The sequence below is a fragment of the Nocardiopsis sp. CA-288880 genome (assembly GCF_050955985.1).
In the GTDB taxonomy this organism is placed as follows: Bacteria; Actinomycetota; Actinomycetes; order Streptosporangiales; family Streptosporangiaceae; genus Nocardiopsis; species Nocardiopsis tropica.
In genome coordinates this window covers 1066989-1080160 of the sequence record NZ_CP192105.1, presented here as the reverse complement: position 1 = coordinate 1080160, position 13172 = coordinate 1066989, and the positions used below count along the sequence as shown (strand labels likewise).

Below are 13172 nucleotides of genomic sequence, written 5' to 3'. Positions count from 1 at the left end.
CCCCCGAAGCCCCTCCTTCTCCAGATCGATACACAAAAGAGACCGGACGGTTGCCCCTCCCGGGGTCCCGCCCGGCCTCCGACCGGATCCGTGATCACCAGGGGACGCTCAGCGCCCCGTCATCCCGCCGTACCGCCGCGGGTCAACACAGGCGTGACCACGCGAGATCCATGAGTGCCTGTTCGGCACGGCGCTCCTCCCGCTGGCGGGCGCGCATCACGCGGGCCGTGAGCCTTCTGCTCTGCATCTCACGGGTCTCGACGTCGCTCTGTTCGGCAAGGCGCAGGAGTTCCATCAACATCATCTGTCTTCGTCCTTCGGGAGTTCTCGGGGTTGCGGGTGGAGTCCGGGCGAGGCGTCAGGCCGCGACCGGGGCGGGGTTCTTCCGGGGGCGGCCCCTCGGGCGCTTGCGCGCCACGACCTGACCGGAGACGAGCAGCTGCCCGCCCCACACACCCCACGGCTCACGCCGTTCCAGGGCATCCGTCAGGCACTGCTCCCTCACGGGACAGGCGCCGCAGACGGCCTTCGCGGCCTCGACGTCGGCGGGCGCCTCGGCGAAGAACAGGTCGGGCTCGAGGCGGCAGGGAACTTCGGTGTCGCCCATCCAGGGCGTCTCCAGGACCGACGCAAGCATCGGTGCCCTCCAAGATCTTTGATCGTTTCGTACAACGCGGTCGGTGATGGTCACCGGAACCGGTCCGGTGAGGGACCTGGACTTGCGATGCCGCCGTCCTCTTCCCTCGTCCCTGGGGGACGGGGATCGGACGGAGATACAAAGAAAGCCGCGGCCCCTGTGTCGGGGTCCGCGGCCACGGTCGAAACTCTCGGCCCGTGTAGCTCTAGGCCGGAATCCTCCGTGGACACTCCCCCGATGCGCCATAGAGGCGCCGGGTAGCTTCAGCGTGTTCCGTCATGCGCTTGCCTCGATCAAGGGCGAGCTCATGGTCGGCGGGCACACCACTGCCGTTGCCGACACCGGTCGGGACGACCGGGGACACCATCGACAGGCCGTGGGACGAGGAGGTCCCCCACCCGTCGCGGTGGTCCTTGGCGCCGTGACCGACACCGGTGGTGATGAACTCGCCGAATCCGGCGAGGACGCCCGCGTGACCGCTCTCGGCGGTGCCCAGGACAGCCGTCAGGGACTGCTGACGGGACGACACGGCGAAGCCAGCGATGAATCCGGTGGTCTGCGTGGAGTTCGTCATTTGATGGGGCACCTCCTTCTGAGTCGGGCGGCAGGGTCTTCCACCTGCGCCTGGCGCGGTCATTGCGACGGAGTACAGACTATGGGGTGCCCGGCGAAGACGGCAACCTATTTTTGACCAGGGAAAACGTCCGCATCCGGCCACGGGGGGCGGGGAATTGCGCGGGCCCCGGGAGCGTTACCGGACGGCCCCGCGGGGCCGTTGCCCGAGGGGTCCGGGGGACGGCGCGGGCCCCGCCCCCCGGTCGGGAGCGGGGCCCGCGCACGGCCGTTCCGCGGTGTCAGGAACCCGGAAGCGCGTCGGACCAGCCCTCGGCGTCCACGACGCGGATCAGCCCCTCCTGGACGACGGAGCAGACGAGCCGGCCGTCGCGCGTGTACACGAGCCCCCGGGCGAGGCCCCGGGCGCCCTGCGCGCTGGGGGCCTCCTGCGCGTAGAGCAGCCACTCGTCGGCGCGGAAGGGCCGGTGGAACCACATCGCGTGGTCGAGGCTGGCCATGGAGATGCCCGCGAACGAGCGGCCGTGCCTGAGCAGGACCGTGTCCAGCAGGGTCATGTCCGAGGCGTAGGTCATCAGGCACACCTGGGTGAGGCGGTCGTCGGGCAGCTTGCCGTCCACCTTGAGCCACACCGGGTTGGTGGCGGTCCGCAGCCGCGGGTCGCGTTCGGCCTCGAAGGACAGCGGACCCACCGGGCGCAGTTCGATGGGGTGCCAGCGCACGAACCCCGGCACCTTGCCGAAGGCGGCCTGCAGGCGCTCGCGCGCGCTCGGGAGGTCCTCAGGCGGCGGCACGTCGGGCATCGGGATCTGGTGGTCGAGCCCGGGCTCCTCCTTGTGGAAGGAGGCCGACAGGGTGAATATCGGCTTTCCGTGCTGGACGGCCACCACCCTGCGCGTGGTGAAGGAGCGGCCGTCGCGGACCCGGTCCACCTCGTAGACGATCGGCACCTCGGGGTCCCCGGGGCGTATGAAGTACGCGTGGAGGGAGTGCACGTGGCGCTCCGTGGGAACGGTGCGCCCCGCCGCGACCAGCGCCTGGCCCGCGACCAGTCCGCCGAAGACGCGCTGCGGACCCTCCGCGGGACTGCTCCCCCGGAAGATGTTCACCTCGATCTGCTCCAGGTCGAGGACGGCCAGCAGACCCTCCAGGGACTGGCCCCGCGTCTGCGCGTCGGCGCTCTCAGTCATCCGCTGCTTCCTCCCCGTTGTCGCCGGCCGGGCCGCCCATGACGTCCGCCGGCTCCGCGCCCGAGACCAGCGCGAGTACCGCCTCACCGTAGCGATCGAGCTTGACGGCGCCCACCCCGGACACGGCGGAGAGCTGGGAGACGCTCGAGGGCTCCTGCTCGGCGATGGCCTGGAGGGTGGCGTCGGTGAAGACGACGTAGGCGGGGACCTTCTGCTCCTGCGCGTTGGCGCGGCGCCAGTCGCGCAACCGCTCCAGCAGGGCCTCGTCGTAGCTGGACGGGCAGTCGAGGCAGCGCCCCAGCTTGCGCTCGGCGGTCTCCCCCAGGGCGTTCCCGCACACGCGGCAGCGGGCCACGCCGCCCTTGCGGCGTTCGGCGCGCCTGGAGGCCGTGGACGGCGAGGCGGGCCGGAGCCCGTCCAGGAACCGGGAGGGCTTGCGGCTCTTGCGCCCGCCGGGCGAACGCGCCAGCGACCAGGACATCGCCAGGTGCTCGCGGGCGCGGGTGACCCCCACGTAGAACAGGCGGCGCTCCTCCTCCACCTGCTCGTCGGTCTCCGCGTAGATGATCGGCATCATGCCCTCGGTGAGGCCGACCAGGAAGACGGCGTCCCACTCCAGGCCCTTGGCCGAGTGCAGGGAGGCGAGGGTGACGCCCTCGAAGCCGGGCGCGTGCTCGGTGGCCATGCGCACCTCCAGCTCGTCCACGAGGTCGGCCATGGTGACCGCGCGGCCGTCGGGGGCGGGCTTGGCGGCCATGTCCTCCGCGAGCTGGGCGAGCGCCGCGAGCGACTCCCAGCGCTCGCGGGCCTGGCGGCCCTCGGGCGCCTGCTCGGTCAGCCCGAGCCGGCCGAGCAGCTGCCGGACCGTGTGCACCAGGGGCTCGGGGGCCTCCCCCGCGGCCTCGTGCCGGGCGCCGCGCAGGGTGTGCACGGCCTGCTTGATCTCGGGCCGCTCGAAGAACCGTTTGGTGCCGCGCACCGTGAACGGCACGCCCTCGTCGGCCAGCGCCTGCTCGTAGGCGGCCGACTGCGAGTTGGTGCGCACCAGGATCGCGATCTCGCCGGCGGGCGTCCCGTTCTCCAGGAGGACGCCGATCTTGCGGGCGACCCCGGTGGCCTCGGCCGGCTCGTCCTCGTACTCCTGGTACATGGGGTCGGGCCCGTCGGGCCGCTGCGCCTGCAGGGTCAGGTGGCCGGCCGAGGTGGTGCCGCGGGCCTGGGCGATGACGTGGTTGGCGACCCGCACCACCTGCGGCGTGGAGCGGTAGTCGCGGACCAGCCGGACCACGGTGGCGTGGGGGTAGCGCGCGGCGAACCCGGTGAGGTAGCCCGGGGTGGCGCCCGCGAACGAGTAGATGGTCTGGCTCGGGTCGCCGACCACGCACAGGTCGTCGCGGTCGCCCAGCCAGGCGTCGAGGAGGAGCTTCTGGAGCGGGTTGACGTCCTGGAACTCGTCGACGACGAAGTAGCGGTACTGGTCCCGCACGCGCTGGGCGATGGCCGGGTACTCGTTGATCATCCCGGCGGTGAGCTCGAGCATGGACTCGAAGTCGAGCAGGTTGCGCTCGCGGCACAGCGCCTCGTAGGCCTCGAAGACCCGGGCGATCTCGCCGGGGGGCATGGGGGCCTGGCGGCTCGTCTTGGCGACCGTCTTCTCGTAGTCGGTGGGCCGCACCTGGGTGACCTTGGCCCACTCGATCTCGCTGGCCAGGTCGCGCAGCCCGGTGCGGTCGGGCTGCACGCCCACGGAGTTGGCGGCGCGGGCGACCGCCTGGAGCTTGCTCTCGATCAGGGTGGGCTTCTCGCCGCCGATGACCTGCGGCCAGAAGAACGACAGCTGCCGCAGGGCGGCGGCGTGGAAGGTGCGGGCCTGCACGCGGGGGGCTCCGAGCCCGCGCAGCCGCCCGCGCATCTCACCGGCGGCGCGCGCGGTGAAGGTGACCGCGAGCACCTGCTGCTCGGAGACCACCCCGCTGGAGACCGCGTGGGCGATCCGGTGGGTGATGGCCCGGGTCTTCCCTGTTCCGGCGCCGGCCAGGATGCACACGGGGCCGCGCAGCGCACGCGCCGCCTCGGTCTGCTCCGGGTCCAGTCCCTCCAGGACGCGGTCGGGGTCCATGGTGCTCCTGCTGTGGTCGGGGCGGCTGTTCGGGTGCGGGGACGGGGATGATGTCCGGGGGCACAGTCTCTCAAGTATCGGTTGTGGCGGCGAGCGGATCGGCACTCTGCCCCGATCGAGCGGAATGACACATTCCAGAACCAGTTGGGCCTGTGAGGCGTCCCACGTTGTGTCGCACGGTCGCGGGAAGCGGGCCGGACCACTCGGTGTTGAGATGTTGGACCGGACGAAATACCAGCGATCGTAGGCAGAAGGACGTGAGCGAGATGACGAGTACGGCGACCGAACAGTTCACGATGTACACCACCCCCTGGTGCGGGTACTGCAAGCGGCTCAAGAGCCAGCTCTCCCGCGAGGGGATCACCGGCGGTGAGGTGAACATCGAGGAGCACCCGGAGGCCGCCGACCTCGTCATGAAGGTCAACGGCGGCAACCAGACGGTGCCGACGCTGGTCTTCAGCGACGGGTCGGCGATGACGAACCCGTCGCTCGCTCAGGTGAAGAAGAAGCTGGCCGAGCTGTCGTAGGACGGTACGCGTGCCGCGGTCGCACCCCGGGGTGTGACCGCGTTCCGTGTCATGGGCCCCGATCGTGACCGACGACGGGACTCCTCCGACGGCGCTCGGGCGCTACCAGGGCTCGGACGAGGACGACGGGGAGTGTTGAGTTGGGGGACGACATGAGGTCTCATGACATAGCGGTCGCCGACACGGTGGACACCGGCGTGGTGCGCCGCACCCCGAACGGGTGGCGCGTGGGCAGCGGACAGGAGGTGCCCGACCTGGTCAGCGCGATGGTCCTCGCGGACCTGCTGACCGGTGAGTCGGGGACCGGCCGCCCGCGGTCGCAGGCGCCCGGCCGGGCCCCCGAGGGGGCCTCCGAGGTCGAACGGCTGCGGCACACCATCGCGCAGCTGGAGCACGCGCTGCACTCGCGCGTGGTCGTGGAGCAGGCGATCGGGGTCCTGGCGGAGCGGCACACGATGGCGCCGCGGGAGGCGTTCGAGCGGCTGCGCTCGTCCGCCCGCTCGCGGGGACGGAAGGTGGCCGACCTGGCACGGGACGTGGTGGAGAGCAGCACGAGCCCTCTCACCTCGCTCCCCGACGAGTTGAACACCTCCCCCGGCTCCGGCTGAGGGGTCGGGGTGTCCGGCGACCGGAGGCGGCGGCGGTGCGCGGCGCCCCGCGCGCGAAGGCGCGCGGGGGGGCGTGCGCGGCCGCCCCGCCCCGACGGCCGCGTCGCGTGACCGGCCGGCCCGGCCCCGGGGTCCCGGCCTCTCCCCTCCAGGGTAGGCGCCGCCCGCGGGAGGCACAGGCCCCTCCGCCCGCCTGTGGACGACCGCCTCGCCGACGCCGTGGAGCCGTGCTCCGAGGAGGCCCCTCCGCCCGACCGGGCACGGCGGGGCGCACCGGTCACCAGCCCCCGGGCAGCTCCGCCCCGTACCAGTGCTCGATGAGGGTGCGGGCGATCGACACCCTGCCGGGCAGCAGGACCTCACCGGTGCGCACCGCCTCGGCCAGCTCGGAGCGGGTGAACCAGCGGGTGACGGCGATCTCGTCGTCGGTGCGCTCGGTCTCCCCGACGGCCCGCGCGGTGTAGCCCATCATCAGGCTCCGGGGGAAGGGCCACGGCTGCGAGGAGAGGTAGCGCGGCCGTTCGACCACCACGCCCGCCTCCTCGGCCACCTCCCGGACGACGGCCTGCTCCAGCGACTCCCCCGCGTCCACGAACCCGGCCAGCACGGAGAAGCGCCGGGCGTCCCAGTGGGGGTTGTTGCCGAGCAGCACCTCCTCGTCGCCGCCCCGGTCCCGGTGCACGAGCATGATCACCGCGGGGTCCATCCGGGGGTACTGCTCGGTGCCCTCCTCCTCGCACACGCGCACGTGGCCGGACGCGGCCGGGGTGGTGCGCGCCCCGCAGCGGGGGCAGAAGCGGTGGGTGGCGTTCCAGTTGGCGAGGGCCACGGCGCGGGTCAGGAGGCCCGTGTCGCGGTCGTCGAGGACCGCGCCGACCTCGCGCAGGGACGCCGGCTCCGCGACGGGGGTGGCGAGCAGCTCCCGCGGGGAGCACACGGCGAAGTAGGCGCGGTCGCCCTCGGAGCCGAGCAGGTAGCGCTCGCCCTCGGGCGCGTCGCGGGTGCCGGTGAGCACGAGTTCGCGGGTGTCCCCGGTGGTGACCAGCGCGCGGGACTGCTTGGCCATGAGCGCCTGCCAGCCGTGGCTGCCCGGGTCTCCGCCCTCCAGCACCAGGACCTGGGAGTCCGGGTCCGCCCACGCCTTGGCCAGCCACTCCTCGTCCACGCGCCTGTGTCCGGCGGCGTCGACGGTGGAGCGGGACAGTGAGGGGATCGCGTCGGCGTCCATGGGTCCTTCCAGGGGTCGGGGAGGGCCGTTGGCACGACCCCCGTATACAGGGGTAACACCCCGGGGGGCTCCGTGCATGCCCGTTCCCGGAACACACGCGGCCACCGCGTGTGTTCCGGGGCGCGGAGGGGACCTCAGGCCCGGTTCGCGGAGCCCAGTTCCTCCCACAGGTAGGCGATGCTCTCCGCGCCCTTGAGGAGGAGGGGGATCTCCACCTTCTCGTTCGGGGCGTGGATGCGGTCCTCGTCCAGGCCGACGGCGACGAACACCAGGGGCGCGTCGAGGATGTCGGCGATGTCGGCCTCGGGGCCGCTGCCGCCCTCGCGGGTGAACAGCACCTGCGTGCCGAAGGCCCGCTCCATGGCCGAGCGCGCCGCCTTGAGCGCGGCGGAGGACAGGTCCGAGGCGCAGGCGCGGACGCCGGGACCGCCGAACTCCAGTTCGGCCCGCAGCCCGGCGGGGGTGTTGGCCTCCACGTACGCGCGCACGCGGTCCTGGACGTGCAGCGGCTCCTGGCCCGGCACGAGCCGGAAGCTGACCTTGGCGTGCGCCGAGCGCGGCACGATGGTCTTGCCGCCCGCGCCGGTGTGCCCTCCCCACATGCCGTTGATCTCGGCGGTCGGCCGCAGCCAGATCCGCTCCAGGGTGCTGTAGCCCTTCTCCCCCCAGGTGGCGGTGGACGCGGCGGTCTCCAGCCACTCCCCCTCGTCGAAGGGCAGCCTGGCGATGAGGGCCCGCTCCTCCGGGTCCGCCTCGACGACCCCGTCGTAGAACCCGGGGACCGCGACGCGGCCGTCGTCGTCGTGGAGGCCGGACAGCAGGTCGCTCATGGCCTTGAGGGGGTTGGGGACCGCCCCTCCGAAGGAGCCGCTGTGCAGGTCGCGGGCCGGGCCGTACAGGTTGATCCCGACGTCGGTGACGCCGCGCATGCCCACGCACATGGACGGGGTGTCGGCGGCCCACATGGTGGTGTCGGAGATGACGGCGACGTCGCAGGAGAGGCGGTCGCGGTTGGCTTTCATCAGGTCGGCGAAGTGGACCGAGCCGGACTCCTCCTCGCCCTCCACCAGCAGCTTGACGGTGACCGGCGGCGCGTCGGCCCCGCTGGCCGCCAGGGCGGCGCTCACGCCGAGGGCGTGGAAGAGCACCTGGCCCTTGTCGTCGGAGGCCCCGCGCGCGAACAGGGAGGCGCCGCGCCGGGTCGGGGTGAACGGGTCGGTGTCCCACTCCTCCACCGGATCGACGGGCTGGACGTCGTGGTGTCCGTAGACGAGCACGGTGGGGGCGCCGGGGTCGGCCGCGGGCCACTCCGCGAACACGGCGGGCAGGCCGGGGGTCTCCCACACCTCGACGGTGGGGAAGCCGGTCGCGGCGAGGTGGTCGGCGAGCCACCGCGCGGACCGCCGCACGTCGTCGTGGTGCGCCGGGTCCGCCGAGATCGAGGGGATCGCCAGCCACTCCCCGAGCGAGGCGAGGAACTCGTCCCTGTGGGCCTCGATGTGGGCGCGCGCGTCCATCTGCCCGTCCTTTCCTAGACGTCCTTGTCGTGAACGAGCCTAGAACCTGGACGAACCGGTCACGCCCGCCCCGGCGGCACGGTGCGCCCGCCGGGGGCCGCCCCGGTCACGCCCGCCCCGGCACGCGGCGGGCCGGCGGACCCGGCGCGCGGGGCCGGAGGGCCCGCCGGCCCCGGCGCCCCGGCTCAGCCGCCCGTGGCCTCGCGCCAGGCGTCGAGGTACTCGGGGAGGTGGGCGTCGATGTCGTCCCAGTCGGGCTCGAAGACCTCCACGCCCTCCATCAGCTCCTCCAGCGCCTGGGCGTCCTCGCCCTCGGAGGCGACGTCGGTGCGGGCCGGGAAGCCGCCCGCGACGGGGGCCACCCTCTGCTGGGCGTCCTCGGTCAGCAGGAAGTCGATGAGGGCGCGGCCGTTGTCGGCGTTGGGGGCGCCCTCCAGGAGCCCCGCGGTGTAGGGCAGGGCGAAGGTGGTGGGGTCGCCGCCCTCCCTCGACGGGAACCAGATCCCGAGGTTGGGCATGGTGCGGGACTGCGCGTAGTTCATCTGGACGTCGCCGTTGGCGACGAGGAGCTCCCCCTTGTCGACCTTCGGGCCGAGCGCCCCGGTCGAGGAGGAGGGGCCGACGTTGTTGGCCTGGAGCTCGCCGAGGTAGTCCATGGCGGGCTCCAGCCCCCCGAAGTCGTGCATCGCCTGGATCACGACCGCGGTGCCGTCCCCCGCGACGCCGGGCGTGGAGTACTGGAGGCGGCCCTCGAACCCGGGTGCGAGGAGGTCCTCCCAGGTGGTCGGCGGCTCGGACAGCTCCTTCGTGTTGTACACGAACGCGAAGTAGTTGTTGACGACGGCGGTCCACTTGCCGTCGGGGTCCTTCACGTCGACGTTCTCGGCGCCCTCGGGCTCGTACGGCTGGAGGAGGCCGAGGCCGTCGGCCTGCTGGATGAAGGGCGGCAGGGTGATCATGACGTCGGCCTGGGTGTTGGTGCTCTCGCGGTCGGCGCGCTGGACCATCTCCCCGGAGCCGCCCTCGACGTACTGGACGGTGAGGCCGGTCTCCTCCTCGAACTCGGCGAAGAGCTGGTCGAGCCACCCCGTGCCCTCCTCGTTGCGCAGGCCGTCGGCGGAGTAGACGGTGACGGTGTCGGCCGCGGCCTCGGTGGGGGCGCAGGCGGCCAGGGCGGCGGCGAGGGCGAGGGCGGACGCGGTGGCGGCGGCCGTCCGGATGCGTGTGGTCATGGCGGTGCCTCTCGGTTCGGTCGGAGCTGGAGGGACGGAAGGGGATGACGGGCCGGGGCGGCGGGGTCGGCGCCGCGCCGGGTCAGCGGAACGACGCCCGGGTGCGGACCCGGGACAGCAGGAGGAGGACGAGCAGGGTGGTGGCCATCAGGACGAGGGCGGAGGCCGCGCCGGAGAAGAGGGCCCCCCGGTCGGTGGCGGCGAAGATCCGGACCGGCAGCGGCATCCAGTCCGGCGGGTAGAGCATCATGGTCGCGCTCAGCTCGCCCATGGACAGGGCGAAGCACAGGCCCGCGGCGGCGCCGAGCGCGGGCAGCAGCAGCGGCAGTCGGACCTGGAGCAGGACCCGCGCCGGCTTGGCGCCGAGGGAGGCCGCGACCTGGGAGTACACCGGGTCGAGGCGGTCGAGCGCCGCGGAGACCGACTGGTAGGCGAAGGCGGTGACCAGCACCGTGTGCGCGATGACCACGATGGCCTGTGTGCCGTTGAGCAGGACCGGCGGACGGCTGAACGCCACCAGGAGCGCCAGGCCCACCACGACCGTCGGGACCGCCACGGGCAGCATGAAGAGCGCGTCCAGGACGGCGCGGCCCCGTCGGCGCAGGGAGGTCGCGACCAGGGCCGCCCAGGTCCCGGCGGTGAGGGCCAGCAGGCTGGCCGCGGCGGCGGTGACGGCGCTGACCCGCAGCGCCTCCAGGGTCCCGCCGCGTGTGACGCCCGCGAAGTTGTCGAGGGTGGGGCCGGAGGGCAGGACGCCGCTCCAGCTGGTGGAGAAGGCCGCGGCGGCGATCACGCCCAGCGGCAGCAGGAACAGCGGCAGCACCAGGGCGGCGAAGAGCCCCCACACCGTCCAGCGGGCGAAGCGGTCATGCACGAGCACGGCGGCCTCCGGCGGAGCTCAGGCGGGCGGTGGCCGCCCGGTAGACGAGGTAGAGGGAGACCGACAGGGCCGCGTTGACCGTGGCGACGACGCAGGCCGTCGTGTAGTCGGACTGGAGGATCGCCGCCTGGTACACGAGCATGGGCAGGGTGACGACGTCCTTCGCCCCCGTGAACAGGACGATCGCGAACTCGTTGAGGCACAGCACCAGGACGAGCGCCCCGCCGGCGACCAGGGCGGGCCGGGCCTCGGGCAGGATCACCTCGCGCACCACCCGCAGGGGCCTGGCGCCCAGGGACGAGGCGACCTCCAGCTGCGCGGTGTCCAGCTGGCCGAACGCGGCGAGCAGGGGCCGCATGACGAAGGGCGTGAAGTAGGTGATCTCGGCGAGGATCACGCCCCAGGGCGTGGCGAGGAACCGGAAGGGCCCGCTCTCGGCGCCGGTCAGGTCGGTCCACATCCCGTTGGCCATGCCCACGGTGCCGTAGACGAACAGGAGCGCCAGGGTGATGAGGAAGGACGGGAAGGAGAGGTAGGTGTCGATGAACCTGGCGGTGGCGCCGCTTCCGGGGAAGGGCACGAACGCCACGACGAGGGCGAGCAGGAACCCGAGCACCAGGCAGCCCGCCGTGGAGGCGACCGCGACGAACACGGTGGTGCCCAGCGCCGACCGGAACGACTCGGAGCCCAGGACGTCGGCGTGGTGGGCGAGGGTGAGTCCGCCGCCGGGAGCGGCGACGGACTCCGCCGCGACCAGGGCGAGCGGGTAGAGGAAGACCGCCGCGAGCAGCACCACCGGGGGCACCGCCCACACCCACACGGGGAGCCGTCGCGGGGCGCGCCCCGGCACGGGGTCCGCCGGGGGCTCCGGGGCGTGTGCCGCGGGCGGCGCGTCCGCCGTCGGGGCCGGGTACGCGGTCACGACGCCTCCTCCGGGGTGAGCAGGACGGCGTCCCGCCGGGTGAAGCCGAGGGTGACCGTGCTCCCGGGCTCGGGCGGGGAGGGGGTCTCCCTCAGCTCCGCCGTGACCGGGTGGCCGCCCACGAGCGCGGTGACCCTGTGGGTGGAGCCGCGCCACTGGACGTCGGAGACCACCCCCTCCAGGGTGTGCTCGGCCTCTCCCAGGGCGACCCGGTGCGGACGCAGGCACACCCGGAGGTCGTCGCCGTCCGAGGCGCCCGGGGGCAGGTCGGCGGGATCGGCGTCGAGGACGGCGCCGAGGCAGTGCACGCGGCCCCCGGTCAGGCGGGCGGGCAGCAGGTTGGCCCCGCCGACGAACCGGGCGGTGAAGGCGGCCCGGGGGCGCCCGTACAGTTCGCGGGGCGTTCCGTGCTCGCGCAGGCGCGCGCGGTCCAGCACGGCGACCCGGTCGGCGAGGGTCAGCGCCTCGCTCTGGTCGTGGGTGACGTAGAGGACCGTGACGTCGGGCAGTTCGCGGTGCAGCCGGGCGAGTTCGGCGAGCATGTCCGAGCGCAGCTGCGCGTCCAGGGCGGACAGGGGCTCGTCCAGGAGCAGCACGCGGGGGCGGATGGCCAGGGCCCGGGAGATGGCCACGCGCTGCTGCTGCCCGCCGGACAGCTCGCGGGGGTGGCGGCGCGCGTAGTCGGCCATCCCGGTCATGCCGAGGGCCTCCTCGACGCGCCCGGCGACCTCCCGGCGGGGCACGCCCTGGGCGCGCAGGCCGAAGGCGACGTTCTGGTCGACGCGCATGTGCGGGAAGAGCGCGTAGCTCTGCACCACCATGCCGACCCCGCGGGCGTACGGCGGGAGGTCGGTGACGTCGCGCCCCCCGATCAGGACGCGCCCGGAGGCGGGCCGGACGAACCCGGCCACCGCTCGCAGGGCCGTGGTCTTGCCCGAGCCGGAGGGGCCGAGCAGGGCGGTGAAACCGCCGGGGTCGACGGTCAGGTCCAGGTCGTCGAGGACCACGGTGTCCCCGTAGGCGACGCTGACGTGGTCGAAGCGGATGCCCACGGCTCAGCCCTCCCGGTCCGCGAGGAGCGCGGGCAGGTCGGCGACGCCGTCCAGGACGTGCGTGGCCCCGGCGTCGAGGAGCGTCTCCGCGTCGTGGGCTCCCGTGCGGACGCCGGCGACGACCGAGGCCCCGGCCCGCAGCCCGCTGCGGATGTCGGAGGCGGTGTCGCCGACGACGGCGACGGCGGCCACCGAGCCGACGCCCGCGCGCAGGGCGGCGGTGAGCACCATGTCGGGGTGGGGCCGTCCCCGCCCGCCCGCGTCGGCGGGGCAGAGGGTGAGGTCGGCGATGTCCTCCCATCCCAGGGCCCGGAGGATCCTGTCCTGGGTGTCACGGGCGAAGCCCGTGGTCAGTGCGGTGGTGCGGCCTTCGGCGCGGAGGCGGCGCAGGGTGTCCTCGGCTCCGGGCAGGGGCGCGCAGAGGCCCTGGTCGACGAGCCGGGCGTAGGCGCGCTCGAAGGCCCGGTTGGCCTCCTGGGCGCGCTCCTCGTCACCGCCCGTGAGGTGGCGGAAGACCGAGATCTTGGATTCGCCCATGGTGGCGCGCACGTGGTCGGCGGCCTCGGCGGTGTGCTCGGGCAGCGCGGCGGCGAAGGCCCGCTCCACGAGCCCGTCGTCGGCGACGGTGGTCCCCGCCATGTCGAGGACGACGAGTTCCACGGGCGTGCGGGTTGCGGCTGTACGGTT

At 73.6% G+C, this 13172-nt stretch carries 14 protein-coding genes; 2 read left to right on the top strand and 12 right to left on the bottom strand.

The genetic code is table 11. From position 1 onward, the window contains the following. Window positions 1-142: 142 nt before the first annotated feature. The 5 genes from ACQPYD_RS04830 to ACQPYD_RS04810 all read right to left on the bottom strand — a co-directional run bounded on the left by ACQPYD_RS04830 (window position 143) and on the right by ACQPYD_RS04810 (window position 4519). Window positions 143-304 carry a hypothetical protein gene (locus ACQPYD_RS04830; RefSeq protein ID WP_330160711.1) on the bottom strand — a complete coding sequence of 54 codons (162 nt, stop codon included), beginning with the start codon at window positions 302-304 and terminating at the stop codon, window positions 143-145. 54 nt (window positions 305-358) lie between these two features. Beyond that, window positions 359-637: a WhiB family transcriptional regulator gene (locus tag ACQPYD_RS04825; RefSeq protein ID WP_267948260.1), complete on the bottom strand. Its 279-nt coding sequence runs from the start codon at window positions 635-637 to the stop codon at window positions 359-361. Between the two features lie 205 nt (window positions 638-842). Then, complete coding sequence (locus ACQPYD_RS04820) at window positions 843-1211, bottom strand: hypothetical protein (protein ID WP_433699942.1); 369 nt, start codon at window positions 1209-1211, stop codon at window positions 843-845. 280 nt (window positions 1212-1491) lie between these two features. Beyond that, entirely contained in the window at window positions 1492-2400 is a 909-nt protein-coding gene (tesB, locus tag ACQPYD_RS04815; protein ID WP_433699941.1) for an acyl-CoA thioesterase II, read from the bottom strand. Next, window positions 2393-4519, bottom strand: a complete 2127-nt coding sequence (locus ACQPYD_RS04810; protein ID WP_433699940.1) for an ATP-dependent DNA helicase UvrD2 — start codon at window positions 4517-4519, stop codon at window positions 2393-2395. Before ACQPYD_RS04810 ends, tesB begins: the two co-directional genes overlap by 8 nt. 266 nt (window positions 4520-4785) lie before the next feature. On the opposite strand from ACQPYD_RS04810, the gene ACQPYD_RS04805 reads away from it, so the two are divergent. Then, complete coding sequence (locus tag ACQPYD_RS04805) at window positions 4786-5046, top strand: mycoredoxin (protein ID WP_267950259.1); 261 nt, start codon at window positions 4786-4788, stop codon at window positions 5044-5046. A 152-nt stretch (window positions 5047-5198) separates the two neighbouring features. Then, entirely contained in the window at window positions 5199-5654 is a 456-nt protein-coding gene (locus tag ACQPYD_RS04800) for an ANTAR domain-containing response regulator (RefSeq protein WP_330161767.1), read from the top strand. A gap of 277 nt (window positions 5655-5931) precedes the next feature. Here ACQPYD_RS04800 and nudC read toward each other — a convergent pair whose 3' ends face one another. The 7 genes from nudC to ACQPYD_RS04765 all read right to left on the bottom strand — a co-directional run bounded on the left by nudC (window position 5932) and on the right by ACQPYD_RS04765 (window position 13124). Further along, entirely contained in the window at window positions 5932-6882 is a 951-nt protein-coding gene (gene nudC, locus ACQPYD_RS04795; protein ID WP_433699939.1) for an NAD(+) diphosphatase, read from the bottom strand. A gap of 134 nt (window positions 6883-7016) precedes the next feature. Next, window positions 7017-8399 carry a dipeptidase gene (locus ACQPYD_RS04790; protein WP_433699938.1) on the bottom strand — a complete coding sequence of 461 codons (1383 nt, stop codon included), beginning with the start codon at window positions 8397-8399 and terminating at the stop codon, window positions 7017-7019. Window positions 8400-8584: 185 nt separating this feature from the next. Next, window positions 8585-9631 carry a 2-aminoethylphosphonate ABC transporter substrate-binding protein gene (locus ACQPYD_RS04785; RefSeq protein WP_433699937.1) on the bottom strand — a complete coding sequence of 349 codons (1047 nt, stop codon included), beginning with the start codon at window positions 9629-9631 and terminating at the stop codon, window positions 8585-8587. 82 nt (window positions 9632-9713) lie between these two features. Continuing rightward, window positions 9714-10511, bottom strand: coding sequence for an ABC transporter permease (locus ACQPYD_RS04780; protein WP_433699936.1), 798 nt, complete (start codon window positions 10509-10511; stop codon window positions 9714-9716). Next, window positions 10498-11433: a 2-aminoethylphosphonate ABC transporter permease subunit gene (locus tag ACQPYD_RS04775; RefSeq protein WP_433699935.1), complete on the bottom strand. Its 936-nt coding sequence runs from the start codon at window positions 11431-11433 to the stop codon at window positions 10498-10500. Before ACQPYD_RS04775 ends, ACQPYD_RS04780 begins: the two co-directional genes overlap by 14 nt. Then, the gene (locus ACQPYD_RS04770; protein WP_433699934.1) at window positions 11430-12485 is read right to left on the bottom strand and encodes an ABC transporter ATP-binding protein; all 1056 of its coding nucleotides are present in this window, start codon (window positions 12483-12485) and stop codon (window positions 11430-11432) included. Before ACQPYD_RS04770 ends, ACQPYD_RS04775 begins: the two co-directional genes overlap by 4 nt. A 3-nt stretch (window positions 12486-12488) precedes the next feature. Then, window positions 12489-13124, bottom strand: coding sequence for a phosphonatase-like hydrolase (locus ACQPYD_RS04765; RefSeq protein ID WP_433701958.1), 636 nt, complete (start codon window positions 13122-13124; stop codon window positions 12489-12491). Window positions 13125-13172 lie beyond the last annotated feature (48 nt).

What these genes read in the sequence shown, in the direction of transcription:
- ACQPYD_RS04810 (WP_433699940.1), bottom strand. Translation starts at nt 4,519, where the DNA reads ATGGACCCCGACCGCGTCCTGGAGGGACTGGACCCGGAGCAGACCGAG.
- tesB (WP_433699941.1), bottom strand. Translation starts at nt 2,400, where the DNA reads ATGACTGAGAGCGCCGACGCGCAGACGCGGGGCCAGTCCCTGGAGGGT.
- ACQPYD_RS04820 (WP_433699942.1), bottom strand. Translation starts at nt 1,211, where the DNA reads ATGACGAACTCCACGCAGACCACCGGATTCATCGCTGGCTTCGCCGTG.
- ACQPYD_RS04830 (WP_330160711.1), bottom strand. Translation starts at nt 304, where the DNA reads ATGATGTTGATGGAACTCCTGCGCCTTGCCGAACAGAGCGACGTCGAG.
- ACQPYD_RS04800 (WP_330161767.1), top strand. Translation starts at nt 5,199, where the DNA reads ATGAGGTCTCATGACATAGCGGTCGCCGACACGGTGGACACCGGCGTG.
- ACQPYD_RS04765 (WP_433701958.1), bottom strand. Translation starts at nt 13,124, where the DNA reads ATGGCGGGGACCACCGTCGCCGACGACGGGCTCGTGGAGCGGGCCTTC.
- ACQPYD_RS04825 (WP_267948260.1), bottom strand. Translation starts at nt 637, where the DNA reads ATGCTTGCGTCGGTCCTGGAGACGCCCTGGATGGGCGACACCGAAGTT.
- ACQPYD_RS04790 (WP_433699938.1), bottom strand. Translation starts at nt 8,399, where the DNA reads ATGGACGCGCGCGCCCACATCGAGGCCCACAGGGACGAGTTCCTCGCC.
- nudC (WP_433699939.1), bottom strand. Translation starts at nt 6,882, where the DNA reads ATGGACGCCGACGCGATCCCCTCACTGTCCCGCTCCACCGTCGACGCC.
- ACQPYD_RS04805 (WP_267950259.1), top strand. Translation starts at nt 4,786, where the DNA reads ATGACGAGTACGGCGACCGAACAGTTCACGATGTACACCACCCCCTGG.
- ACQPYD_RS04785 (WP_433699937.1), bottom strand. Translation starts at nt 9,631, where the DNA reads ATGACCACACGCATCCGGACGGCCGCCGCCACCGCGTCCGCCCTCGCC.